The following is a 24,898-nucleotide window of genomic DNA, read 5'->3' as shown; positions in this document are numbered from 1 at the left end:
CCGGCGGGTTGCCGAGTATGCAAACCGTCAGAGCAAACTCCACGACACCCCGACATAAACCCCCAACCCTTCACCCGGCGTAGACCGCGCCGCATCCTGACCCTTGTCGTCATACCCCGGTGTGACCGTCGCGGCGTAGTGTTTGTTGGTCAGGTTGCGCAGGTCCAGCCAGGTCTGCCAGTCGTTTTTCGGCGCGTTGTAGCCGACGGTGGCGCCGAATAATGCGTAGGGATCGGCGTAGTAGCTGTTGGCGTAATCCACCGCGACCTTGGACACCAGTTGCGTATTGACCGCCGCGAAGAAGCCCTGCGGCCAGTCGTGGCGCAGTTCGCCCTGGTAATAGTGCATCGGCAGGCCGGGCAGGCGGTTGTCGCCGAAACGCTGGTCGTCGCGGTAGTGGAAATCGCTGAAGGTGTAGGCCTGACGCAGGCTCAATTTACGTCCGTCGGCGGCCGACCACAGTGTGCTTTGCAGGCTGGCTTCCACGCCTTGGTGCACGGTGGGGCTGGCGTTGAGTTCGTACGGGGTGACGGCATTGGCGTCCGGCAGTACCGACAGCAATTCGTGGCGCACCTGGGCGTAGTACCACGCCAGGCTCCACTGGCCGAGCGCGCTGTCGCCGCGACCGCCGAGTTCGAGGGTGGTCGCGGTCTGGTTCTGCAGTTTGATCGGGTCGCTCTGGGTGCCGGTCGCCGCGCCGTTGCCGGCCGGGAAGCGGATGTTCGAGCTGTAGATCAGCGACCACGGGTGCGGTGCTTCGACCGAACGGCTGAGGTTGCCGAACAGTTGCAGGTCCGGCGTGACCTGATAGCGCAGGCCCAGACGTGGCGCGTAATCCCAGTCGTTCAGGCTGGTCTTGCCGCCGCTTTGCGGGTAGGTGACGGCGCTTTCGCGGCGGGTGTAAATGGCGGCGAGGCCGGTGGTCAGCCACAGGTCGTCGGCGATTTCCAGGTCGTTGCCCACGTGCAGAACGGTGTCCGAACCCTGATAGGTGAAGTTGCGCATGCGGGTGCCCGGCGCATACGCGGCGGTGTTGCCGGACGGGATGCGCACGAATTCACTGGCGCCGTCGTTGGGCAGGTGTTTGGTGGTGCGCAGGCCCACGGTGCTGCGGCTTTCCATGCCGAACACGGTATCGCGGCGCTTGTAGTCGAAGGTGCCGCTGACATCGGTGTAGGCCACTTTCAGACGGTTCGGGCCTTCGCGCAGGTCCATCGGGTAATCGTGATAGACCAGGCCGGTCTGAATGCTCGAATCGTCGTCGACGTAGTAGGTGGTCTTGTTGCCGATGAAGGTGCTGCCCGGTTGTTTGCGGCTGTCGTCGCGCGACACATAAGCCGGGTTGGCCGCCCTTGGAGTGTGCTCGATCGAGTGTTTGGTCACGCGGCCGGCGAGATCGTTGTCGGTCTCGCGATAGCGGAAGTAGAAGCGGGTTTCCAGGTTCGGATTGAAGCGATAGCCGAAGTTGGCGATCACGCCTTTGCTCTCGCTGGCGGTGTGATCCTGATAGCCGTCGGCGTTCGCATCGGTCAGCGACACGTAGTAATCGAAGTCGCCCAGCACTTGCCCGGAACTCACCTGACGCTGCTGATAACCGTGGCTGCCGGTGGCATAGCGCACCTGCAATTTCGGCGCGTCATAGCCGGTGCGGCTTACGTAATCGACAGCGCCGCCCAGTGCCAGTGCACCGCGATCAAAGCCGTTGGCGCCGCGCAGCACCTCCACATGGTCGAGCCACAGCGGTTCGAGCAATTCGTAGGGCGTACCGCCGGGGCCGGTCAGCGGCAGGCCGTCGAGCATCGTGTACAACCCCGAGGCATGCGCGCCCGGTGCGCGGTTGATCCCCGAACCACGGATCGAGATTTTTACCCCTTCATTACCCGCCGACTGCGCGTAGACCCCGGGCTGATACGCCAGCACATCCTGATTGCTCGCCACACGGCCCTGCAACGGCTGGCGCATGTCGACCACATTGCTGCCGCCGGGCACCTGCGCCAGACGCGCTTGGGCCTCGGCGACGGAGGCATCGGCGCCGCTTTGTTCTTCAGCCGAAATCAGCACCTGTCCCAACTCCATGCTTTTGGGTTCCTCGGCCATGACCGGGCAGGCGAGGGCCAGGCCCAGCAGGGCAGAGGGCAGGGATTTGGGCGACGGCATCGAAGAAACTCCAGGCAGACAGGAACGGGCAATGAACAGTGCGACGCAAGAAGGAACGACGGAAACACATGGCAATTTTGCTTTTTTAACGGGGCGCTGCGTGGCAGGTGGGGGCAGGATGGCTCAGGAGGCGGCAGTCAGGGCCATACACGCAGACGACTGGCCGCTTCTATCGCGGCCAGTCGTCCGGCGTATATCTGGTTCAAGCAATTTTCAGCGCCATGAGAATGTCCAGCGGTGTCTGGGCAAATGCCCGGGCCTGTTCGGTCATCTCGGCAAGGTTTTCTTCGGCCGTCAGCAGCGGCTGGTCACCCTTGTGCAGCACTTCGCCCTGATCACCGATGACGGCCCACGCCAACTGCGCCCAGTCTTGCGGGTCGGTCATGCCTTGCTTGATCGAAATCAGGAACAACTGCTGCACGCGGCTGATCGGTACGCCACCGCCGGTGACCGGACTGGCCAGCACCTGAATGTTGTTGTTGAACAGCGCGCGTTTGCACAGTTGCAGGTTGAGAGTGTCGCAACGTTCCTGCACCTGCCTTTCGGCGGCTTCGCTCTGGCACGGGGCGGCGACGCCCATGCCGATCAGCACGGTGACAGCCTGCACCAGGTCGTCGTAAGACACGGAGCCGACGGCCATCGACAACTGCTGCAGGGTTTTCGGTGCGTAGGCACTGGCAGCGAGCGCTTCGAGCACCGGGCTGTAAATCTCTGTTTGCAGCGCAGCCTCGCCGGCGGGACCAGTGACCGTGCCGGGAATGCTCTCAATCGCTTGCAGCAGGACAAACCGGCTTCTCAGCAAGCTGTCGCGCTGCTCGGCGGCAGACAGCCGATTGGCGCCACGTACGTACAGATCCCGGCGGAAGTTCTGATTGATAAAGTAGTCGCGCGCCTGTTCGCGCATGATCGGGTGCTCGATACCTTCCAGAAAGTCCATGCCTTCTGCACTCAGATTCAGCGCAGCCACAGTGTCCAGCGGTACGGCCGTGGTGGCGTAGTCGAGTTTGGCTGCGGTCATGGCATCGACCACGTCGATGAAATACATGCAGTCCCAGTTGCGATTGAAATACTCATGGGCCACGTACTGACGGTTCTGCCCCTTGATGCTCTGCAACTGTGCACCGAGAGCCGGCGCCGCTCTGGCGTACTTCGGATTGGCCGCCAACAGCGTTTCGGAAAACTCCATCGCGGCATCGATGCGTTTGGCCGGGCTGGTCGAGGCCTGGCTGGCAAAGCGGTTGTGCAGGCTGAACAGATTGCGCAGTGGCGCCGAAGGTGACCAGCCCGGGAAGCAGTTGTAGCTGACGTACAACATGCCGCCGGGCTTGAGGTGGCGACGGGCGAACTCGACGATCAGTTGCTGATTGTCGCGGCTGACCCAGGACCAGATGCCATGCAGGCTGATGCTGTCGAACGCCGGCAGATCATCGCGGGCCAGCAGTTGCTCGAAGCTGTCGTCATATAGACGGGCCTGGCTGTTCCAGTCGTTCGCCAATGCGATGGCATGCGCGGCCTGAGATGGCGTGAAGTCGGTGCCAACGTAGTTGCCCGGGTTGGCGGCGGCGTGGATGTTGATGGAAACACCCTGGCCAAAGCCCAGTTCGCAGTGGTAGCCGCCGGCGTTCTCCAGCGTGGCAAAGCCACGCAGCAACAGGCAAAAGCGCTGGAACACCGGGTTGATTTCCCGGCTGTACGAGTAGGTGTAGCCCTCGTCGGTGAAATACCCTTCGTTCCAGGCATTGCTCATGTGCGCATCCTTTATTTCGAGAGAGAAAGAGCGCTCTTATAAGGGCTTGGCATTGCACACGACAAGCGAAAAAACACCTCGGTGACCTTTACCCTTGCAAAGGCACGTACACGTCCGTCTGCCATTGCTCCTGCGGCGTCTGGGGAAAGACGCTCAGGTAATGGAAAAACAGCGGATGATCACGTAATTCCTCACCGCTGGCCGGCAGCCAGTCGCGGTAGACGGGATAGATGGTTTCGCCAATGTGATCCGGTGAACCCACATGCCGAACCACCACACAACGTCCGCCGGGGATGACCGTTTCGCGTACGCCAAAGGTGTTGGGCGCCACGGCTTCGTCGATCTCGCCACAGATGGCGAAGCGAAAATCCTCTGCAGGTGTGGTGTCGGGGTTGCTGTAGGGAATGCCGAAGGTGCGACTCGAGGCCACCGGTGACTGCCCGCTGTGCATGCGCCAGGCGATGAATGTCTGCACGCTTTGTTGAACCTCCCCCGGCGCGGCGCGGTGCTCAAGCGCGGCGACCCGCACGGATGGGAAGTCGATGATTCTGGTTTGCATGATGACGCTCCTGGAAAAGTGAGGGATGGCGAATACCGCATTCCAGGTCTGCCAGTTCGGTTGCTTCCTGAAGGCGCTCGGCGTCATGCCGAAGTCGCGCCGAAAGGCGCGGCTGAACGCTTCCGGACTTTCGAAACCGGCGCCATACGCTGCCTCCAGTATCGAATGATCCGGCTGCGCGGCCAGCCGATGTGCAGCCCGGCGCAAGCGCATCAGCTGCACGTAGCGCGAGACTGGCACGCCAACGAACGCGCTGAATTGCCGATGGAAGTGAAACACCGAAAAGTTCGCCAACTGACTCAACGTATTCACCGACAGGTCACCTTCGAGATGGGCATCGATGTAGGCGAGCACGCTGTTGAAGCGCCGGGTATAGGCGCGGTGGGTCGGCAGGTCGGACACGGGTTGAAAGCTCCTGGAAGTGCGGTCTGCTATAGCCTCGTCGATTTCCGGGTCGGCACGCCTAGCCGGGTTTGCTCAAGTGTCACTCCTACAGGGGCGCGTGTGGAGTCAGCGGCCGTGCGCCGCGTCCGCCAGTTGCCCGGTATCGACCCGCACGAACACCGAATCGCCCACCGCCGTCAGCACTTCTCCGGCGTACACCTCGCAGATCACCCGAGTTTTGCGCCCGACGTCGCCTTCGACCCTGGCGCGCAAGGTCAGGGTGACGCCCATCGGTGTGGGTTTGATGAACTTGAGGCCGAGGTTGCCAGTGACGCAGTCGATGCGCGGCAGGCTGCCCGGTGCACGCTGTTCGGCGCGGTAGTGGTAAGCCATCGCGGTCCAGTTGGAATGGCAGTCGACCAGCATCGCCAGCAGGCCGCCGTATACCAGGTCCGGCCAGCCGCAGTATTTGTCGTCCGGCAGGTGTTCGGCCATGACGTGCACGCCGTCCTCGTGCCAGTAGCTTTTGACGTGCAGGCCATGGGGGTTGCGGCTGCCGCAGCCGTAGCAGACGCCTTCGGGGGCGGCGAGGTCTTGCAGAGGCGTTTCGGAACGGGTCATGGGTCTGATCATCCTGAAGTGGTGAGCCCGGTCAGGCGCAGGCGGTTGCGCCCACCGCGCTTGGATTCGTAGAGCGCGGCGTCGCCTTGTTCGATCAATGCCGCGAGGCTGGCCGGTGGCTGGTTGAACAGGGTGGCGCCGATGCTCAGCGTCACTGGTTCGGCGGTGGGGAAGGTCTGGGCGGCGCTGCGCTGAAATTGATCGCGCAGGGCGTCGCCCAGTCTGACGATGTGATCACTGGGCGCGTTGCTCAGCAAAATCACGAACTCGTCGCCGCCCAAACGGGCGGCCAGCGCCTCATCGGTGGTCTCGGCGCGGATCATTTCGCTCAACGCCACCAGCAAACGGTCGCCGGCGCTGTGGCCGTACTGATCGTTGACCGATTTGAAGTTGTCGATATCGATCAATAGCAAGGCGCCGGGATGCGCCGCGGACACGCCCCGCAGCAGGCCCGGCGCGCGCATGTCGAGGGCGCGGCGGTTGTAGAGCGCGGTCAGTGGATCGCGGGCGGCCAGTCGGGCGATCTGCTCCTCGCGCCGGTAGCGTTCGGTCCCGGTCATCGACAGTGCGATGAGCATGATCGCCATCGCGCCCTCGACCAGCGAGATCTGGATGATTACGCCACGGAATGCAGCCAGGTCGATCAGCGTGCCGGGGATCACCACGGTCAGGGCCTTGGCCACATAGAAGATGCCGTGACCGAGCAGCACATAGCGCAATTGCACCGCACCGACGCTCAGCGATTTGCCATGCGGGCGCAGCAGCAAACTGGCCTTGAGCGTCGAGGCGGCAACCAGCAGCGAGTTGGCAGCCAGCATGACTTTCGACCACAACGGCCCGTCCGGCAGCAACAGAAAAACCAGCCAGGTGACGAAAATCAGGTACCAGGCGCGTGACAGGCGGATCTGCGTGAAGCGCGCCACCCCCAGCAGAAACAGAAAGTGCGCGGTCACCAGCAAGCCGTTGGCGAACCAGATGCCGATCAGCAAAAAGCCGTTGCCACGCAGCAGGGCCAGGGTGGAACCGATGGTGATGGTTGCGAAACCGGCGCTCCAGAACAGCAGCGAAGGCTCACGAATGCTGCGCCACTCGACCGCCAGATACAGCGCGGCAGCGGCTGCGAGAGCGATCGAGATGGTCAGCATCGTTGGTGGATCGAGCGGCATTTCCGGGGGAGCCTGTCAGAAGGTCGATAAGGCCGCCGATTGTAAGCGTTCGGGGCCGTTTTGGCAGGCGCCGCATACGATCGTCACCGACCGGCGTCCACGCTCATTCGTGAGGCGTGAGCCAAGTGTCGACGACCCGCCGATCCAGTTCTTCCCAGTACGCCATGCCCAGCACGCGCGTGGTGTTCAGCCCGCGCAGATAACCGCGCAACTGGTTGGCGGTATCGCGCTTGAGCTGCGCATCGGTGATGTCCTTGTCCAGCAACACGTTTTCGTACTGCACCAGGTATTCCGCCACCCGCTCGCGAAAGTCGGGCAGAACCGCGTCGCGGATCAGGTCAAAGGTTCTCAAATCGGCTTCCTCACTGTTGTTTTAGTCATTGGGGATGAGTGTGTACCCGTCTTTATCGTGCGCAACTATCGCTAGAAGTAATAGTGACCATCACGAAACGCAAGTTCAGCTTTGCTGGCAATAGGCGGAAAATTGCCCTCATTGAAAACGCAGCTCAAGGAAATTGCGCGATGAAGACCCTGACCCGACTGGCGCTGACCGCTCTGCTGATGAGCGGCATGGTAGCCACGGCACCGTCTTACGCCGACGACGCCTGTGCGTGTCATCTTCAGCCAATCGCCGGCAGCAGCGCGACTTTGCAGCATTCACAGACCGTGGGTGTGTTGTACAGCGAAAACACCCGGGAAAACCTGCAATACCTGACGCGCTACCACGATATGGCGCTGCACGGGGCCAAGGATGCACTGGATCCGCGAATTCGCGCAGCCTTTGTCAGCAGCTCCGACCCGGAACTGGCGATCGATTGGTTGCTCAGCTCGTTGCAACGCCAGTTTCTGTCGGTGACCGTTTACGACGACCTTGATGCGCTGATTCAGGCACACCCGGACATAGTGGTGAAACTCGACACCTTCAACCGCTTGCTGACTCAGCAGAACAGCCTGTACGAGGCGCATTTCATCGCGCGTTTCTACGATGCCGACCTGCAGTACATCGGCAAAGCCGAGGGCTCGGTGGAGAAACAGATTTCGTCGGTCTGGGTACACGACAAAGCGGCGCACGAGATTGCCGCGCAGATCGAGCAGCAACGTGACCTGCAACTCAATGCCTTGAAGCAGTTCGATGCCTCGCTCAAGGCGCTGGTGGCTTCCAGCTGAACACTCAAAACCAAAAGGGCAGCGGCGGCGCCGTGACGCTGAATCGCTGCCAGATGAACCGAACCTTTATTTTCAGGATGACCCCGATGCGTGCTTTGTTTGCCCCGACCCTGGCCGTTGCTTCCTTGCTGCTCGCCGGTTGCGCCTCCGCACCGAACGACCCGACGCTGACCTTGCAGACCAACAAGACTCCGGCGCAATACGCCGATTGCGTGGTGCCGAAGCTGCAGGGCAGTGCGCTGAACCCGACCGTTTCGCAGACCCAGCGCAGCTACCGGATCGTGGTGCCAAGCAAGGTGTCGGCAGACAACGTGCTGGAAGCCTACAAGGCCGGCAACGGCGGCAAGGTGTTCATCTACGAGCGCCACTTGCTGGCTTCGAACTTCCTGCCTTCCAGTTTTGAACGCGCCGCCCAGGACTGCATCTGAACCGGCTGCGCAACCCGTTTTAACCGAGCTCCTTTGGTTGGCCGCAACCAACCAATATTTTGCCCCGCACCTCATTCGGTTGCGGGGCTTTTTTTGTCTGACGTTTGCTGCTGTGGCGACGCCGACAATCGACCGCTCGCCCGGAGTCGTCGGCTTCTTGCACCGTCATATTTAAACATGGTTGTATGGTACAACTAAATTTCAGCGGTGATGTGTCATGAGTATCCCTACAGCCTTGATCGAAGAAATCCGTACAGCGTCGCGCACGATGGTGCGTGAGTTCGGTTTCCTGCGCGCCACCTTGGCGGCGACCGATTATTCAGCCTCCGGCGTGCACGCATTGCTGGAAATCGAAGCCGGGGACGGCGTCAGCGCTGCGCAACTGGCGCAAAGCCTTGGCCTTGAAAAGTCCAGTGTCAGCCGTATGGTCGGCAAACTGATCAAGGCCGGGGAGATCGAAGAGCGCGCCGCCGAGGACGCCCGGGTCAAGCATCTGCACCTGACGGCGCAGGGCCGGCAGACCGTCGCCGACATTCATGCCTACGGCCAGGCCCAGGTCAGCAAGGCACTGGACACGCTCAATCCGTCGCAGCAACAGAGCGTGGCGCAGGGCCTTTCAACCTACGCGCATGCGCTCAAGACCATCCGCCTGGGTGCTGACCGGCCGCTCGCGCCGAATCTGCACATCAGCGCCGGCTATCGCCCCGGCCTGATCGGCCGCGTGGCGCAAATGCATGCGGATTATTATTCGCGACATTCCGGTTTCGGCGCGATCTTTGAAAGCCGCGTCGCCAGTGGAGTGGCGGAGTTTGTCGGGCGCCTCGATCAGCCCTGCAACCAGATCTGGGTAGCCACGCTTGATGAGCGCATCGTCGGCTCGATCGCAATCGACGGCCAGGATCTGGGCAGCAATCAGGCGCATTTGCGCTGGTTCATCCTCGACGACGGCTGCCGCGGCAGTGGCGTCGGCCGGCAACTGCTGAGCGCGGCGGTGGAGTTTTGCGATCAGCAGGGTTTTGATGCGATTCAGCTCTGGACCTTCAAGGGCCTGGACGCCGCGCGCCGACTGTACGAAGCGGCCGGGTTCGAATTGACCATGGAAGAGCCGGGCAGTCAGTGGGGCAGCGTGGTGACGGAACAGCAGTTCACCCGTGCAGCCGCCTCACGTTGAAGGTTGATTCAGCGTCATCACGTAGGCGCTGAACATGTCCGCCAGCCGGTCGGCGAAGGCCGTGATTTCCAGATCGCTGCGCACAGTCCCGGAAAAGTCTGGACGAGGGCAAACCGCTACAAACGCATGCCCATTTCGACAGCCCGAGTCTCAAAGCCGAACTCCGCATACATCCGCGCTGCACGGTTATTGAACGGCCAGACGGTCAAACGCAGATCCTGGGCATCCTGTTCGATCGCCCAGTTTTTCACCAGATTCATCAGCCCACGGCCGATACCCTGTCCCGAAAACTGTTCGGCGACACACACCGAGCCGATGCGAACGACATTCTGCGGTTGCATCAACGGCCCTGAACTGGCCGACAGGCTGGCCGTGATAAACGCCGCAGGTTGATCGTCGACATGGGCGATGAACACAACGTGACCGGGTTTCTCGAACAGCGCTGACCAGTGGGGCAGGTCGCGGGAAAATTCCGCGGTGGGCGGGGCATAGATGTCGGGGCGGGCAGTGTGATGCACGTCGTTAAGCAATTGCCCCAGCTCACACATGCTCAACGCGTCTGCGCCCGTCGCGGTGCGGTAAGTGATTTGTTCCATGTCGTGCGGTGCTCCTTGATTACGCGCAAGCCGCGAACGGCGCTGTTGATCGTTATTGTTCCAGCCAGTCAGGATAGATCTGCACAAAGTGCTGCTGCAGCCATTCGACAAATACCTGAACTTGCGCAGCCAGGTGCGTGCGGCTGGGGTACAGCAGTGATACCGGGCGCGGGGTGGGCCGATAGGCGCTGAGGATTTCCACCAGGGTGCCGCTGGCCAGGTATTCGGCCACGGTGATGCCTGGCGCCTGAATGATTCCAAAGCCCGCTACGCCGCACTGCACGTAGGCATTCGACTCGGTGACGGTGATGCCGGCGTTGCTGATGAACGCGCGGTCTTTGCCTTTGACCGAGAAGTGCCAGGGCAATGTCCTGTTGTTTTGGCCGGAAAGAAAATTCACCCCGCGATGGGCATTCAGATCGTCGAGTGTCCGCGGTTCGCCGTGTTCCTGCAGATACTCGGGGGCTGCGCACGTGACCATGGTCGCCATGGCGATCGGGCGAGCGATCAAGGTCGAGTCCGGTAACTCGCCAATTCGTAACGCGCAGTCGATACCTTCACCGATCAGGTCGACCGCCCGATCAGTCACGCCCAGCACCATGTCGATCCCGGGGAAGGCGCTGGTGAAGGCTTTCAGGTTTTTGATGAAGTCCAGTTGCGCGAACGCGGTCGGGATATCGACCCGAAGCCGGCCTTCGAGCGTTGCTCCGCTGCGGTCGAACATCGAAGTGGCGGCCGAGATATCCGCGAGAATTTCCTGCACTCGCTCATAGAACAGTTGGCCTTCGGTGGTGAGCGCGACTTTTCTGGTGGTGCGCTGAAACAGACGCACACCCAGGGATGTTTCCAGCTCCTGGATGTAACGGGTGACCTGGGGGCGCCCGATGTCCAGCGATTCGGCGGCTTTGGTGAAGCTGCCGAGCTCGGCAAGCCGAGCGAACAGTCGCATCGATTGCAGCAATTCCATGATCGGGACCTGACGGAATTCAATTGTTGCTTGAGGATAGAATAATCATGTGCCTTTTTGCGTATTTATTGCGCGAGGCCAACAGCGAAAGATGTGCCCAGGCAAACCCTTGGTGGTTTGCAGCCATTGATCCGTTTTTGGAGATTCGCAATGAAAGCCTGGTTACTGAAAGATTTCGGCCTCGACAATCTGCACCTGGAAGAGACAGCGACCCCGCAGCCACAGTCCGGCGAATTGCTGGTAAAGGTCGGCGCCGTGTCCCTCAATTTTCGCGACAAGGCGATTGTTGACGGCATCTACGAGCCGCACATGGTGCCCAAACCGTTGATTCCGGTGAGCGACGCAGCGGGCACCGTGGTCGCGGTGGGTGACGGCGTCAGCCGCTTCAAGGTCGGCGATCGGGTCAACTCGCATCTGTATTCCCGCTGGCTGGATGGCGAGCCGGGGCCGAATGAACCGGACTACTGCTTTGGTTCGCCGTTGCCCGGCGGATTGGCCGAATACATGATCATCCATGAAGACAGCGCCGTTGCCGCGCCGGACAACATGAGCGACGAAGAGGCGGCGACGCTGCCGATTGCTGCGCTCACGGCGTGGTACTCACTGGTCGACTTTGGACAGATCCAGCCCGGCCAGACCGTGCTGGTTCAAGGCACGGGCGGGGTGTCGATTTTTGCCGTGCAGATCGCCACGGCGCTGGGCGCCAAAGTGATCGCCACATCGAGTAGCGAGCACAATCTGCAAGCCGTGAAGGAACTGGGAGCGGTCGCGGGCGTGAACTACAGAACGACACCGAACTGGGCCGATGAAGTGTTGCGGCTGACTGACGGCAAAGGCGTGGATCTGCTGCTCGACGTGGCCGGTGGCAACGGCATCAATCAGTCGGTTGCAGCGACCAAGGCTTCCGGGCGCATTGCACAGATCGGTTTTTTGACCGGGCAGACCGTTGCACTCAATCTGATGCCGCTGATTTTCCGCCAGACCACCATTCGCGGTATCGCCGTGGCACCGCGCTCATCCTTCGACCGGATGAACGTCTTCCTCAACCAGCACAAGATTCGCCCGGTGATCGATCAGGTGTATCCGTTCGAGAAAGCGCGCGAGGCGTACGAGCATCTGGCGAAGGGCGCGTTTGGCAAAGTGGTGATCAAAGTCGCCTGATATAGGCACAGGGCCAAGCAACGGGGCTCAATGCGATTGCGCCAGACCCTGTTGCGCCTTGGCTCTGGCAATCGAAAACGCCTTCGGCAAATTGGCGCCATTCTTCGCGGCCAGGATCTCGGCCATCACGCTGACCGCGATCTCCGCCGGTGTCTTGCTGCCAATGTAGATGCCGATTGGCCCGTGCAGCCGTTCGAGTGATGCCTGGGTCTCACCGAAATGCTCGATCAGACGTTCGCGGCGCAGCTGACTGTTGCGCCGCGAACCGATGGCGCCGATGTAAAACGCCGGGCTGTGCAGGGCCTCGAGCAGTGCCAGATCGTCGAGTCGCGGATCATGACTCAAGGCGACGATACAGGTGCGCAGATCGACCGCGAAGTCGCGCACCACGTCATCCGGCATGCCGATGATGCGCTCCACACCGTTCACCGCCCAGGTGTCGATGTATTCGGCACGTGGGTCGCACACCGCGACCTTGAAGCCGTTGAACAGCGCCATGGTCGCCAGATACTCGGCCAGCGCGCCGGCACCGATCATCAGCAGCCGATACCCCGGCCCGAGGGTATTGAGCATCTGTTGGCCGTCGAAACTGAATTGCTCAGGAGTTGCCGTGGCTTGCAGTGTGACGCGACCGCTATCCAGTGCCAGGCAGCGGCGCACCAGTTGCCCGGCATCCAGTTGCACCAGCAGCTCGTCGAGCACCTGCCATGAGGGATTGAACTCCAGAATCAGCTCAAGCGTGCCGCCACAGGGCAAACCGAAACGATGCGCCTCGTCGGCGCTGACGCCGTAGCGCACCACCTCGGGCGCACTGTCCTTGAGGCCGCTGCCGCCATGCGCGGTGGTGTAGCGATCGATCAGGTCGTCCTCGATGCAGCCGCCGGACACGCTGCCGACCACACGCCCGTCGTTACGCAAGGCCATCATCGAGCCTGTCGGGCGCGGCGAAGAGCCCCATGTGCGCGCCACCGTGGCGAGCAACACTTGCTCGCCGGCGGCGAGCCAGTCCCGCGCGGTGCGCAGGACCAGCAAGTCGATGCTTTCCATCAAAGTTCCTCTAACGCATTTGCAGGATGATCGGGCTGCTGCTGGCCGGATCCGTACGTTCACGCAGCTTGTTGACGGCCTGCGGTTCAATGGCACCGCCCTGATTGCCCCAGGTGCTGCGCATGAAGGTCAGCACTTCGGCGATCTCTTGATCCGACAACTGTTCGCGGAAGGCTGGCATGCGATAGGCGTCCGGTACTCCGGCGGCCACCACCCGTTGCGAACCGTTGAGGGTGATGTTGATCGCCGAGGAACTTTCCTTGGCCAGTGCCGACGTGGCGCCGGCCAGCGGCGGCATCCATTCCGACTGGCCCTTGCCGTCCAAACCGTGGCACGAAGCACAGCGCGTGACGTAGGTATGGGCACCGGGCGCGTCCAGACGTTCCGTCGCCGAAACCGTTTGGTACTGCCATGGCTGGCCGTCGCGCTGAGGATCCCCCGGCAATGACTTGAGATAGCGGGCGATCGCGGTCAGATCGTCATCGCTCATGAACTGCGTCGAGTTGTTGAACGCCTCGGTCATTGAGCCATAAACCACTGCATGTTTGTTACGCCCGGTCTTGAGGAACTGCACGATCTCCGGCTCACTCCAGCGGCCCAGACCGGTGTTGTGATCATCACGCAGGCTTGGCGCGTACCAGCCATCGAGCAAGGCGCCGGCGAGGTACGGCGTGGCGGATTCATCCAGAGCCTTCTCGTTGAACGCCAGACCGCGCGGCGTATGGCAACTGCCGCAGTGCCCGGCGCCTTGCACGAGATAAGCGCCGCGATTCCACACGGCATCCTGCGACGGTTTGGCCACGTAAGGTTCGGTATCGGCAAACACACCGTTCCACAACGCAATCGGCCAGCGCAGGTTCAACGGAAAAGGAATCGCACTCGGGATATTCGCCTGCTTGACCGGTGCCACGCCTTTCATGAAAAACGCGTACAGCGCTCGCACATCGTCGTCACTGAGCTTGGCGTAGGACGGGTAGGGCATCGCCGGGTACAGACGACGGCTTTCAGGTGCCACGCCGTGGCGCACCGCACGGTCAAAGTCCGCCAGGCTGTAGCGACCGATGCCGGTTTCCGGCTCCGGGGTGATGTTGGTCGCGTGGATCGCGCCCAGTGGTGTGGCCATTTCCAGGCCGCCAGCGAACGGCGCACCGCCCGGCACGCTGTGGCACGCCACGCAATCGCTGAGTCGGGCGACGTATTCGCCACGAGCGACCAGCGCCGGGTCGATATCGGCCACGGCGGTGTGGTTGTTTTCAAGGCGCGAGACAGGCTCGCGGGTGACATACCAGGCCAGCAGGCCTGCCGCGACCAGGCACGGCACTGCCAGCCAGCCAGCGGTTCTTGCGAATCGGCTGTTATTCATGGACGCTCCGGCGCTGATCAAGTGAAGGTGTGTCGGCTCATGGGCAGGCTGCGCACCCGTTGCCCGGTCAGCGTTGCCACCGCATTGGCGACGGCGGGCGCGACAGCGGGCAACGGTGGTTCGCCGATGCCGCCCATTTTTTCCCCGCTCTCGACAACACGCACGTGGACCCGGGCCATCCGCGCAGGCGGCAGGATCGGATACAAGTCGTAGTTGCGCGCGCGCGGTTTGCCATCAATCCACACGGCTTCCTCCACCAGGGTCTGCGACAGGCCCAGCGCCACCGCGCCATTGACCTGTGCTTCGACAATCGCCGGATTGACGATGCTACCGGGGTCGATCGCCTGCCAGATGTCGTGCACCTTGACCTGACCGTGCTCGATGGAGACCTCGGCGATCACCGCCGTCTGGGTACCGAACGGCGAAGCCATCGCCACGCCTCGCGCACGTTTGCTGCCGTCCGCCGCGGTGAACGGCCCACGCTTCCAGCCACCCGACAGCTCGCCCACGGCTTGCAGCAGCGTGGTCAGTCGTGGGTTGTCGCGCAGCAGATGCAGGCGCAATTCGAACGGGTCCTTGCCACCCTTGTCGGCCAGTTCGTCAAGGAACGATTCGTAGAAGAAGTCGTTGAGCGAATTGCCCACCGAACGCCAGTAACCGAGCATCGCCGGGCCTTTGGCGTAGATCTGCGCGATGCGCTTGTTGGGGATTGCATAGGACTTGCCCGACAAGCCTTCAAGTGCCGTCGGGTCGAGTTTTTCACCCTGTTTGCCGGCCAGCGCCTCGGTCGGGCCTTCGGTGGCACTGATTGCTTCGATCGCCAGCGGCCAGCCGTCATTATCCAGCGCCGCACGGAAATTCACCGCTGCCACCGGACGCAGCACATCGCGCAGGAACTCTTCTTCGCGGCTCCAGATCAGTTTGACCGGGCGACCAACCGCTTTCGATAACTCGATCGCCTGAGGGTAGGGACTGGCGGCGTCGTAGAGGAAATGCCGACCGAAGAAGCCCCCGAGCAATGGCGAATGCAAGGTGATGCGCGACGGATCCAGCCCGGTGCGTTTGGCGATGTCGGCACGGAACATGTCCGGCGCCTGATTCGGCAGCCAGACTTCCAGCGAACCGTCGGGATTGAATCGGGCCAGCGCCGACGGCGGCTCCAACTGACCGTGGTTCAGGTACTGGTTGTTGTAAGTGGCGTCAATCCGCGTTTTGGCGTTCGCCAGAGCTGCAGCCACGTCGCCCTCATTTTCATCATCCCTGGCCGGGCCTTTGTCTTCAGCCAGGCGCTTGAGCCAGGCATCACTGGAAAAATTTGCGGGCATCGGCCGTACTTTGCTGTCGGCCGTGGGTTCCTGCCAGTCGACCTGAATCGCTTCCACTGCACGTTTGGCGTGCCACCAGCGCTCGGCGACCACCGCCACGGCCCCCGGCAGGCGATGCACGGAATGCACGCCTTTCATTGCCTTGACCTGCTCTTCGTTGCGCAGGTTACCCACGGTCATGCCCAAACGCGGGGCATGTTGAACGGCAGCATGCAGCATGTCGTCGACCTTCAGGTCGATGCTGTACAGCGCCTTGCCCGTGGACTTGTCGTAGGCATCGACGCGCTTCACCGGTTTGCCGATCCAGCGGAACTGGCTCGGATCACGCAGCTGCACCGAGGCCGGATCGGGCACCGGCAGATCCATGGCGTGCTCGGCCAGTTCGCCGTAGGCCACCGAACGCCCGGACTTGGCGTGCACGACTTTGCCGGGTTCGGTGCTCAGTTCACCCACCGGCACCCCAAGTTTCTGCGCACCGGCCTGCAGCAGCATGGCGCGGGCGAGGGCGCCGAGGCGGCGCATCACCGGGTAACTCATGCGCACCGACATGCTGCCGCCGGTGATGCGCATACCGTTTTCCATCACCACATAGGCTTCGCCGGGCGGCGCGGCTTCGACCAGGAATGTCGACGGGTCGGCATCCAGTTCTTCACCGACGATCTGCGCCATCGCGGTGAACGTACCTTGTCCGCCTTCCATGAACGGGCAGAGCAGGCGCACGCGGTTGTCCGGGCGAATTTCCAGAAACGCCGGTACCTGCGTGCCACGCTCGGCAGTCGCGGCCGCCACTGCCGCTTGCACGCGAGTCGTGCCCAGCGGCAGGCCGAAACCGAGCACCAGTGCGCCGACGGCGGTGCCGGTCAGAAAACGTCTGCGCGACACATTGATCGGTTCATGCAGAGCCAGTGCTGATGCTTCCTGGGACGGATCGATACGCACGTTCATCAGGCATCTCCCTTGCCGGCCAGCTCATGCACGGCGGCATGAATGGCGTTGTACGTGCCGCAGCGGCACAGGTTGACCATCGCCGCCTCGATCTGCGCGTCACTTGGCTTGGGGTTTTGCTTGAGCAGCGCCGTGGCCGCCATCACCTGCCCGGACTGGCAGTAGCCACACTGGGCGACCTGCAGATCAACCCAGGTCGAGACCACCCGTTTACCGACATCATCGGCCTCGATCGCCTCAATGGTGGTGACCTCGCGGCCGACCACGCCGGCCACCGGCGTGACGCACGAGCGCACCACGTTGCCGTCCACCAGCACGGAACAGGCGCCGCACTGCGCCAGTCCACAGCCGTATTTGGTGCCGGTCATGCCCAGATCATCGCGGATCACCCACAGCAGGGGCGTATCGGCGTCGGCATCGACCTGATAGGTTTTCTGGTTGATTCGTAGTTCCATGGTTCACCCGCTCGATCATCGGTTGACGTGCATTTTTATAAGCGGTGAAACGCTGCGTGGCGCCTCACCGGTAAAGCGTGTTCTTTGCTCAACTGGCCGCGTTGCCCAGTGCTTCTGCGGCGAAGGGGTCGCCACGCAGCAGCGCGATGTCCCGACTGGGTGCGGTGCCGTACAGGCGTGCGTATTCGCGGCTGAACTGCGAGGGACTTTCATAACCGACCGCAAATGCCGCTCGCGAAACGTCCAGACGCTCCATCAACATCAGCCGGCGCGCCTCGTTCAGTCGCAGCCACTTCTGGTACTGCAGCGGGCTCATGCCGGTGAGTTGGCGGAAGTGATGGTGAAAGGTCGGTGCGCTCATCTGCACCCGCGCCGCCAGTTCATCGATGCGCAGCGCCTCGGTGTAGTTGACCTTGAACCAGTCGATGGCTTTGGCGATGCGATAACCCTGGCCATCGACGGCCGTGATCTGCCGCAGCCGCGCGCCTTGATCGGTATGGAGCAGCCGATAGTGGATTTCCCGCAGCACCAGCGGCGCCAACACCGGGATCGCCTCAGGCTCGTCGAGCAATGCCAGCAGGCGCTCGAGCGCGCCTTCCAGAGCGGAAGACATGTTGCCAATGCCAGCGCCGGTGTTCGTCGACGGCTGCCGTTTCGCAGGCAAGCCACCTTTGCTGAGGATCTCGGCGAGCATGCCGACATCCAGCTTCAGCACCAGCCCGACACAGGGCTGTTCGGGGCTGGCAAGCATCACTTCGGAATTGGCGGGCAGATCCAGCGAGGTGACCAGAAACCGCGAAGGGTCGTAGCGGTAACCCTCACCGCCGACCCACAAGCGCTTTTCCCCACGGCCCACCAGAATCAGGCTCGGCTCGATCATGCACACCGTCGGTGGCGCCGGCTGATCGCGACGAAACAGCGACAGGCCGGCTATCGACGTGGCGAAGTCGCCCGCTACGCTCACGCGCGAGTCAATGTTCAACGCCAAAGGTGATTGGTGGCGCAGCGGGGTAGGGATCATGTCGGGCAACTCCTGTTGAACGAACTCTAATCCGCTGCACAGGCGATTCCTATACACCACCCTGCATCCTCAGAGGATCAGGCAAGCATTCAAGAGGAATGCACTAGGGCAGAGGTGAATCGACCGGGAGAATGTGTCAAACCATTACAGGAGAGCCGCGATTCGACAACGCGATCCTCGCACCGTGAAAAACAGTGGGTCCGGGCAATCGCCCGGACGCCTATCGCAATACAGGTAATCCCAATGACTTCCCTTTCTACAGAACAACGCGGCTGGAGCGCCGTGCTGGCCATGTCGTTGGCCGCCTTCGCGCTGGTCGCTTCAGAGTTCATGCCGGTCAGTTTGCTGACGCCGATTGCCGCCGAACTGCACATCACCGAGGGCCAGGCCGGGCAGGGGATTTCCGTGTCCGGTGCATTCGCCCTGATGACCAGCCTGTTGATTGCAGCGGTCGCTGCTCGCGTCGAGCGCAAGAAGCTGTTGCTGGGTCTGACCTTGCTGATGATCGTCTCGGGGACGGTGGTCGCATTCGCGCCGGGCTATCCGTCGTTCATGTTCGGGCGGGCCCTGATCGGCATCGCCATTGGCGGTTTCTGGTCGTTGTCGGCGGCAACCGCGATGCGTCTGGTGCCGCCTGACCAAGTGTCCCGGGCACTGGCGATCGTCAACGGCGGAAACGCGCTGGCCACGGTAATCGCCGCTCCGGCGGGGAGTTTCCTCGGCGCATTGATAGGCTGGCGCGGCGCGTTCTTCTGTGTGGTTCCGGTCGCCGCGCTGGCGGCCGTGTGGCTGCTGATCAGTCTGCCGTCCTTCAAGCTTGAGCGTCAGGCCGGTAGCGGTAATGCCCTGCGGTTGATCAAGCAATGGCCGGTCGCCTTGGGGATGGTCGCCGTCAACGTATTTTTCATGGGGCAGTTCATGCTGTTCACTTACCTGCGGCCCTTTCTGGAGGGGGTCACCGGGGTCAGCGTTGCAACCCTGTCCTTGATGCTGCTGGGGCTGGGGCTTGCCGGTTTTATCGGGACCTTTGTGATCGAAAGATTCCTCGGCACTGGCCTGTACCGCACGCTGACAGTTATCCCGCTGATAATGGCGGTCATTGCGCTGGCGCTGGTCAACTTCGGCGCATCGCCGCTGCTGACTGCGGTGCTGCTCGGATTGTGGGGGCTGGTCGCCACGGCGGCCCCCGTGGGCTGGTGGACCTGGCTGGCGCAGACACTCCCGGACGATGCCGAAGCCGGCGGAGGGCTGCTCGTGGCCATCGTGCAACTGGCCATCGCCGGAGGGGCCATCGTCGGTGGCCTGGCGTTTGATCTGAGCGGTTATAAAGCCACCTTCGAACTCAGCGCGGCGGTGTTGGTGATTGCGTCGGTACTCGCCTGGTGCGCCGGTCGCAGTGCGACTGAAGTTCATCTGGTCGAGTCGAACGCGGCCGGCTGACGAGTTCAGCCGGCCGCCGGGGGGCACGTTGTCATTTGAGCGTAACGACGACCTTGCCCTTGGCGCGCCCCTGCTCGACGTACTTCAACGCCTCTGCCGTCGAGGCAAACGAGAAGCTGCGGTCAATCACCGGTCGGATGATTACCTCCTCGACCAGCGTGGCGATTTTTTGCAGTTGTGCACCATTGGCCCGCATGAAGACGAACGTGTAGTTGACCGCCTGCTTGCGCGCCTTGCGCCGGATACCGAAGCTCAACAGGCGCATGACCTGTTGCAATGGCCAGGACAAGCCTTGTTCTTGGGCGAACTGTGCAGTGGGCGGGCCCGAGATGGAAATGAGCTGGCCGCCGGGCTTCAGGACCTTGAGTGATTTTTGCAAAACGTCCGGGCCAAGGCTGTTCAACACCACGTCGTAGTCGTGCAGGACGCTTTCGAAGTCTTGCTGTTTGTAGTCGATGACCAGATCGGCCCCCAGTGCCTTGACCCATTCGACGTTCGCGGTGCTGGTGGTCGTGGCGACGAAGGCGCCGAGGTGTCTGGCCAACTGGATGGCAATGCTGCCAACCCCACCGGATCCCGCGTGAATCAGTACTTTCTGACCCTTTTTCAGTTGTGCGGTTTCGATCAGTACTTGCCACGCCGTCAACGCGACCAAGGGCAGGGATGCGGCTTGCGCCATGCTGGTATTGGCGGGTTTTCGGGCGACCGCGTTTTCGTCCACGGCGATCAATTCGGCAAACGTTCCGATCCGCGTTTCCGGCGGGCGAGCGTAGACCTCGTCTCCCGGTTTGAACTGCGTCACCTGTGAGCCAACCTCCACCACCACACCCGCCAGATCATTGCCCAGTATCAGCGGTAATGCATAGGGCAGAATCAGCTTGAACTCGCCACTGCTGATCTTCGAATCCAGCACATTGACGCTGCTGGCGTGTACCTCGATCAAGACATCACGGGCACCCACCACAGGGGCAGGCGCTTCGCCAATGCGCCCGCTGTTCTTTCCATAGCGATCAATCAGAAATGCTTTCATCGTAGTGCTGCTCTTGGCGGTTGTAAGGAGGGTGGCTGGCGCGTTGCGGTGTTGCTGCGCCGTGTCGTCAGGCGTCGAGGAATGCCTGGGCCTTGGCGACAAAATCAACGCAGTGCTGGAAAATCCCGCCGTGGCCGGCATCCTCATAAATCACCAGTTGTGCGTTGGGAATACGCTTGGCCAGCGCCATCGAGTTGACGCTGGGCACCATGATGTCGCTGTCGCCGTTAACGATAAGCGTGGGTATGCGCAAGCGTCCGAGGTCTTGCGGCGGTTGTTGGCCCCACGCGGTGATCGCTTTCAACTGGCGCAGAAAAGCGCTCGGTGTCGGGCCTTTGTCGCGATTGTTTTTGCGTGCTTTCAGGCGTTGCAGATACTGCGACGCAGATCGACGGCCATTGGCTGACGAGGTGAAGAACAGGTAGACCTTGGGATCGCGCAAGGTCAGCAAGCCTTTGAGGATCAATGGCCACGTCACCGAACCGACCTTGTCGATACCGCTGCCGCCGGCCGGACCGGTACCGGTCAGAATCAAGCGACGCACCCGATCAGGCGCCTTCAGGGCAATGTCCTGAGCAACGAAGCCGCCGAGCGAGAATCCCAGTACATCAACGGTTTCCAAGCCCAGCGCCCGGATCAACTGAATGGCATCGTCTGCCATTTCACCGACAGTCAGTGGCGCGGTTCCACCAGAGCCGCCAATACCGCGATAGTCAGTGGTAATGACCCGTCGGGTTCGTGCCAAGCCATCAATGATCGCGGGATCGAAGTTGTCCAGCACGGCGCCCCAATGGTTGAACAGCACCAGCGGCACGCCGATCGCGGGGCCGATGTCGCGGTAAGCGAAGCGCACGCTGTTGACCGTGATCGACTGGTTCGCCGCGTTGCTGAATGGCGTCGACGCGCCAGTGTGGTTATTTGCCAGGGTTTGATTCATTTCTGCTCCGGATCGCGGGCCGGATTCGATGCAGTGACTTGCGCCTGCATCGAATCCGCCGCGCGTGTTCGCTACCAGACAATCACTGTGGGTCCAGGTAGCGCTGGGCAACCGCAGACTGACGGATTTGCCCGATCAGGCCCTGACGTGCGCCTTGCAGATCATCCCAGCGTTGCGCTTCGTGCAGCGGCGGGATGGTTATCGGTTCGCGGCGATCGAAACCGACCAGAGCGGCATCCACCAGATCGCCCACTTCCATGATGTCACTCAAGGTGTTGATGTCGATGCCGGAGCGATCCCAGATCTCCGTACGGGTGGCGGCGGGGAGTACGGCTTGCACGTAGACGCCCTGAGGTGACAGTTCCAGGCTCAGTCCCTGGGACAGGAACAGGACGAAGGCCTTGGTCGCACCGTAGACGGTCATGCCGAACTCCGGTGCCAGACCCACCACCGAACCGATGTTGATGATCGCGCCGTCACCGGCCTTGACCAGACGTGGAGCGATGGCGCTGGCCAGGCGCACCAGTGCGGTGGTGTTGAGGGCGACCAGTTGCGCAACGCCGTCGGTGCTTTGGTCGATGAAGTTACCGGAGAGGGCGGCGCCGGCGTTATTGACGAGGATGCCGATACGGGCGTCCTCGCGCAGGCGGTTTTCAACGGTGCTCAGATCAGCGAGTTGGGTCAGGTCCGCCGGGATCACATCGACGGTGACGTCGTGTTCGCTGCGCAAGCGGGCTGCAAGTGCGTCCAGGCGTGCCTGGTCGCGGGCGACCAATACCAGATCGTGGCCGCGTTGCGCGAAGCGCTCGGCGTAGACCGCGCCAATGCCGGTGGAGGCGCCAGTGATCAGAACAGTAGGGCGAGTGCTCATGGGGGATCTCTCTTTCAGGGTGTGAGAAACAGAACGCGCTCAGTTGGCGCTGACGCTTGATTCAGCCAGCGTCGGGTAGTCGATGTAGCCCGCCGCACCGCCGCCATAGAGGGTGGCGGGATCGAACGCGGACAACGGCGCGCCCTGCTTGAGGCGCTCCACCAGATCCGGATTGCCAATGAACGGGCGACCGAAGGCGATCAGGTCGGCCTGGTCATCGGCGAGCTTCGAGGTCGCCAGGTCCAGGTCATAGCCGTTGTTGGCGATGTAGGTGTTTTTGAAGCGCTGGCGCAGTGCGCCGAAGTCGAAGGGCGCCACGTCGCGCGGGCCACCGGTCGCGCCTTCGACCACGTGCAGATAAACCACGCCGAGGGCATCGAGTTGCTCGGCGACGTAATCGAATTGCGCCTGCGGATCGCTGCTGGAGACGCCGTTGGCCGGCGACACCGGAGACAGGCGCACACCGGTGCGATTGGCGCCGATTTCATCAACGACGGCCGCCGTCACTTCAAGCAACAGACGCGCCCGGTTTTCAATCGAGCCGCCATACGCATCGGTACGCAGATTGGCGCTGTCCCTGAGGAATTGATCGAGCAAATAGCCGTTCGCGCCATGAATTTCCACGCCATCGAACCCGGCGGTAATCGCGTTTGCCGCAGCCTGGCGAAAACCGTTGACGATGCCCGGCAGTTCGCTGGTCTCCAGCGCGCGCGGCGCCGAGACATCTTCAAAGCGATTGTTGACGAAGACTTTGGTGGCGGCGCGTAGCGCAGAAGGGGCCACGGGGGCGGCGCCGTTTTCTTGCAGATCAACGTGCGACACGCGGCCGACATGCCACAGTTGCAGAAAGATTTTTCCGCCCTTGGCATGGACTGCATCGGTCACCTGGCGCCAGCCGTCAATCTGCGCCGGCGTGTAGATTCCCGGGGTGTCCTGATAGCCCTGACCTTGTCGGGAAATCTGCGTGGCTTCACTGATCAGCAAACCTGCGCTGGCCCGTTGGCTGTAATAGGTGGCGGCGAACTCGCTGGGTACGAAGCCTGCGCCTGCACGGTTGCGAGTCAGCGGTGCGAGGACGACGCGGTTCGACAGCGTCAGGTCGCCAAGTGTGTAAGGGGTGAACAGAGTCTGGTTACTCATCTGGTATTTCTTCCGTGCCCGTTGGTGGAGATCGGTGTGCGTGCAATTAGGATGATGATCGAAATCTAAACTGTCAACGGTTTTGATTATGACCAGCATCTATGTATGATTGGCACAATCATTCCCAATGAACACGAGGTACTGCACGTGCGAGTGACCAAGGCCCAGGCGCAGGCCAATCGAGAACACATCGTCGAGACCGCTTCCGAGCTGTTCCGTGAGCGTGGCTTTGACGGCGTCGGTGTGGCGGATCTCATGGCGGCTGCCGGTTTCACCCACGGTGGTTTTTACAAGCATTTCGGCTCCAAGGCCGACCTGATGGCTGAAGCCGCGTCCTGCAGTCTTGCCAAGTCGCTGGCAGGTGCCGAAGCGCTCGACGTGCCAGGCTTCATCGATGTCTATGTGACGAGAGAACATCGCGATGGACGTGGCAGCGGTTGCACCATGGCCGCGCTGTGTGGCGACGCGGCGCGTCAATCGGATGAGGTGAAAACGACGTTTGCCGAAGGGATCGAGCGCACCCTGCAGACCCTCGGAGACAAATATCCAACCGGGCCGGACGCCGTGGTGGGCGAGGGGAGAAAGAAAATGATCGACCTGCTGTCGCGGGCTGTCGGCGCGATTGTGCTGTCGCGCGCCTGTCCGGATGATTCCGCGCTGGCTGACGAGATCCTTGAGGTGTGCCGCGCTGAAATGCTGGCTTCGTTGCCGGTTGACGAGGAGACGGTCTGAGGCAACGCTGGATCGTCGTTTCGCTCAACAGCGGGTTGCGCTTCGTACCAGCGCCTATGAGCAGATGGACCTGAAGCGCAGTCTCAGCGGCAACGCAAAGGTCAGGAGTACCGTTTCAGACGTTCACGCCAGTTGCCACCGTGCGTGCGCTGGCACGCTTCCTCGGAGTCGAAACGCACGTTGCGCTCTGATGGGAGCAGGTCGATATCGGCCTCCCTCAGCGCAGTGGCCGTCAGCTCAAGCAGGCGTGCCTTGGCGTCAGTCAGGGCGAGGTTTTTGTCGGCTTCGGTGTCGAACACCCAAGTGACATTCAGGGTCGCCGCCAACGCGTTCAGGTCAGCGGTGTGGGTCAGCCAGGTGAAGCCCTGGATTTCAGCTTTTGCGGTTTCACACGCGTTGGTGAGCGTGGCAATCAAGCGCCGCTCGATTTGCGCCAGTTCACGTTTTCCAAGGGGCATTGCAGATCCT

The 24,898-nt window shown here is 61.9% G+C and carries 24 protein-coding genes; 6 read left to right on the top strand and 18 right to left on the bottom strand.

Annotated features, from left to right (window positions below):
- Window positions 1-27 precede the first annotated feature (27 nt).
- The 6 genes from ACOYXI_RS07695 to ACOYXI_RS07670 form a co-directional block, all read right to left on the bottom strand.
- Window positions 28-2,157: a TonB-dependent receptor family protein gene (locus tag ACOYXI_RS07695; protein ID WP_134786660.1), complete on the bottom strand. Its 2,130-nt coding sequence runs from the start codon at window positions 2,155-2,157 to the stop codon at window positions 28-30.
- Window positions 2,158-2,359: 202 nt separating this feature from the next.
- Window positions 2,360-3,904: a methyltransferase regulatory domain-containing protein gene (locus ACOYXI_RS07690; RefSeq protein WP_461674658.1), complete on the bottom strand. Its 1,545-nt coding sequence runs from the start codon at window positions 3,902-3,904 to the stop codon at window positions 2,360-2,362.
- 88 nt (window positions 3,905-3,992) lie between these two features.
- Window positions 3,993-4,865 (bottom strand): AraC family transcriptional regulator, encoded by an 873-nt coding sequence (locus tag ACOYXI_RS07685; RefSeq protein WP_461674657.1) that lies wholly within the window; start codon window positions 4,863-4,865, stop codon window positions 3,993-3,995.
- Window positions 4,866-4,973: 108 nt separating this feature from the next.
- Window positions 4,974-5,468 (bottom strand): PaaI family thioesterase, encoded by a 495-nt coding sequence (locus ACOYXI_RS07680; protein WP_098964346.1) that lies wholly within the window; start codon window positions 5,466-5,468, stop codon window positions 4,974-4,976.
- Between the two features lie 8 nt (window positions 5,469-5,476).
- Window positions 5,477-6,634 (bottom strand): GGDEF domain-containing protein, encoded by a 1,158-nt coding sequence (locus ACOYXI_RS07675; RefSeq protein WP_461674656.1) that lies wholly within the window; start codon window positions 6,632-6,634, stop codon window positions 5,477-5,479.
- A gap of 103 nt (window positions 6,635-6,737) precedes the next feature.
- The gene (locus ACOYXI_RS07670) at window positions 6,738-6,986 is read right to left on the bottom strand and encodes a hypothetical protein (RefSeq protein WP_027613011.1); all 249 of its coding nucleotides are present in this window, start codon (window positions 6,984-6,986) and stop codon (window positions 6,738-6,740) included.
- A gap of 170 nt (window positions 6,987-7,156) precedes the next feature.
- Between ACOYXI_RS07670 and ACOYXI_RS07665 the strand changes: the two genes are divergently transcribed.
- The 3 genes from ACOYXI_RS07665 to ACOYXI_RS07655 all read left to right on the top strand — a co-directional run bounded on the left by ACOYXI_RS07665 (window position 7,157) and on the right by ACOYXI_RS07655 (window position 9,400).
- A complete protein-coding gene (locus tag ACOYXI_RS07665; RefSeq protein WP_135296037.1) occupies window positions 7,157-7,801 on the top strand; it encodes a class II glutamine amidotransferase domain-containing protein in 645 nt (214 codons plus the stop codon).
- 86 nt (window positions 7,802-7,887) lie between these two features.
- On the top strand, window positions 7,888-8,229 hold the full coding sequence (locus tag ACOYXI_RS07660) for a YajG family lipoprotein (RefSeq protein ID WP_095136448.1): 342 nt from the start codon (window positions 7,888-7,890) through the stop codon (window positions 8,227-8,229).
- Window positions 8,230-8,446: 217 nt separating this feature from the next.
- Complete coding sequence (locus ACOYXI_RS07655; protein WP_461674655.1) at window positions 8,447-9,400, top strand: bifunctional helix-turn-helix transcriptional regulator/GNAT family N-acetyltransferase; 954 nt, start codon at window positions 8,447-8,449, stop codon at window positions 9,398-9,400.
- A gap of 116 nt (window positions 9,401-9,516) precedes the next feature.
- Here ACOYXI_RS07655 and ACOYXI_RS07650 read toward each other — a convergent pair whose 3' ends face one another.
- Together ACOYXI_RS07650 and ACOYXI_RS07645 are read right to left on the bottom strand one after the other, a co-directional pair.
- Window positions 9,517-9,996, bottom strand: a complete 480-nt coding sequence (locus tag ACOYXI_RS07650; protein ID WP_098964342.1) for a GNAT family N-acetyltransferase — start codon at window positions 9,994-9,996, stop codon at window positions 9,517-9,519.
- A gap of 52 nt (window positions 9,997-10,048) precedes the next feature.
- Window positions 10,049-10,945 carry a LysR family transcriptional regulator gene (locus tag ACOYXI_RS07645; RefSeq protein ID WP_178083245.1) on the bottom strand — a complete coding sequence of 299 codons (897 nt, stop codon included), beginning with the start codon at window positions 10,943-10,945 and terminating at the stop codon, window positions 10,049-10,051.
- Window positions 10,946-11,113: 168 nt separating this feature from the next.
- On the opposite strand from ACOYXI_RS07645, the gene ACOYXI_RS07640 reads away from it, so the two are divergent.
- A complete protein-coding gene (locus tag ACOYXI_RS07640; RefSeq protein WP_097090345.1) occupies window positions 11,114-12,124 on the top strand; it encodes a zinc-dependent alcohol dehydrogenase family protein in 1,011 nt (336 codons plus the stop codon).
- A 27-nt stretch (window positions 12,125-12,151) separates the two neighbouring features.
- Here the strand turns inward: ACOYXI_RS07640 and ACOYXI_RS07635 are convergent, their stop codons facing one another.
- The 5 genes from ACOYXI_RS07635 to ACOYXI_RS07615 form a co-directional block, all read right to left on the bottom strand.
- Window positions 12,152-13,171, bottom strand: coding sequence for an XdhC family protein (locus ACOYXI_RS07635; RefSeq protein ID WP_135296032.1), 1,020 nt, complete (start codon window positions 13,169-13,171; stop codon window positions 12,152-12,154).
- 10 nt (window positions 13,172-13,181) lie between these two features.
- On the bottom strand, window positions 13,182-14,534 hold the full coding sequence (locus ACOYXI_RS07630; protein WP_134786651.1) for a c-type cytochrome: 1,353 nt from the start codon (window positions 14,532-14,534) through the stop codon (window positions 13,182-13,184).
- Window positions 14,535-14,551: 17 nt separating this feature from the next.
- Complete coding sequence (locus tag ACOYXI_RS07625; protein ID WP_461674654.1) at window positions 14,552-16,804, bottom strand: xanthine dehydrogenase family protein molybdopterin-binding subunit; 2,253 nt, start codon at window positions 16,802-16,804, stop codon at window positions 14,552-14,554.
- A complete protein-coding gene (locus ACOYXI_RS07620) occupies window positions 16,804-17,259 on the bottom strand; it encodes a (2Fe-2S)-binding protein (protein ID WP_027613020.1) in 456 nt (151 codons plus the stop codon). The genes ACOYXI_RS07625 and ACOYXI_RS07620 overlap by 1 nt, the downstream gene beginning before the upstream one ends.
- A gap of 88 nt (window positions 17,260-17,347) precedes the next feature.
- Window positions 17,348-18,280, bottom strand: a complete 933-nt coding sequence (locus ACOYXI_RS07615; protein WP_461674653.1) for an AraC family transcriptional regulator — start codon at window positions 18,278-18,280, stop codon at window positions 17,348-17,350.
- A 243-nt stretch (window positions 18,281-18,523) separates the two neighbouring features.
- Between ACOYXI_RS07615 and ACOYXI_RS07610 the strand changes: the two genes are divergently transcribed.
- Window positions 18,524-19,720 (top strand): MFS transporter, encoded by a 1,197-nt coding sequence (locus tag ACOYXI_RS07610; RefSeq protein WP_134786648.1) that lies wholly within the window; start codon window positions 18,524-18,526, stop codon window positions 19,718-19,720.
- A gap of 31 nt (window positions 19,721-19,751) precedes the next feature.
- On the opposite strand, the gene ACOYXI_RS07605 is transcribed toward ACOYXI_RS07610, so the two are convergent.
- The 4 genes from ACOYXI_RS07605 to ACOYXI_RS07590 all read right to left on the bottom strand — a co-directional run bounded on the left by ACOYXI_RS07605 (window position 19,752) and on the right by ACOYXI_RS07590 (window position 23,698).
- The gene (locus ACOYXI_RS07605) at window positions 19,752-20,750 is read right to left on the bottom strand and encodes an NADP-dependent oxidoreductase (protein WP_461675558.1); all 999 of its coding nucleotides are present in this window, start codon (window positions 20,748-20,750) and stop codon (window positions 19,752-19,754) included.
- Between the two features lie 67 nt (window positions 20,751-20,817).
- The gene (locus tag ACOYXI_RS07600; protein WP_134786646.1) at window positions 20,818-21,687 is read right to left on the bottom strand and encodes an alpha/beta fold hydrolase; all 870 of its coding nucleotides are present in this window, start codon (window positions 21,685-21,687) and stop codon (window positions 20,818-20,820) included.
- 82 nt (window positions 21,688-21,769) lie between these two features.
- Window positions 21,770-22,558 carry an SDR family NAD(P)-dependent oxidoreductase gene (locus ACOYXI_RS07595; protein ID WP_134786645.1) on the bottom strand — a complete coding sequence of 263 codons (789 nt, stop codon included), beginning with the start codon at window positions 22,556-22,558 and terminating at the stop codon, window positions 21,770-21,772.
- A gap of 39 nt (window positions 22,559-22,597) precedes the next feature.
- The gene (locus tag ACOYXI_RS07590; RefSeq protein WP_135296024.1) at window positions 22,598-23,698 is read right to left on the bottom strand and encodes an alkene reductase; all 1,101 of its coding nucleotides are present in this window, start codon (window positions 23,696-23,698) and stop codon (window positions 22,598-22,600) included.
- A gap of 105 nt (window positions 23,699-23,803) precedes the next feature.
- Between ACOYXI_RS07590 and ACOYXI_RS07585 the strand changes: the two genes are divergently transcribed.
- On the top strand, window positions 23,804-24,430 hold the full coding sequence (locus ACOYXI_RS07585; protein ID WP_134786643.1) for a TetR/AcrR family transcriptional regulator: 627 nt from the start codon (window positions 23,804-23,806) through the stop codon (window positions 24,428-24,430).
- Between the two features lie 101 nt (window positions 24,431-24,531).
- Here the strand turns inward: ACOYXI_RS07585 and ACOYXI_RS07580 are convergent, their stop codons facing one another.
- Complete coding sequence (locus ACOYXI_RS07580; RefSeq protein WP_134786642.1) at window positions 24,532-24,888, bottom strand: hypothetical protein; 357 nt, start codon at window positions 24,886-24,888, stop codon at window positions 24,532-24,534.
- Between the last annotated feature and the right edge of the window lie 10 nt (window positions 24,889-24,898).

Source organism: Pseudomonas sp. G3-19, from assembly GCF_054855875.1.
The sequence above is the reverse complement of the archived record's forward strand: the minus strand, read 5'-3'. Positions and strand labels throughout refer to the sequence as shown.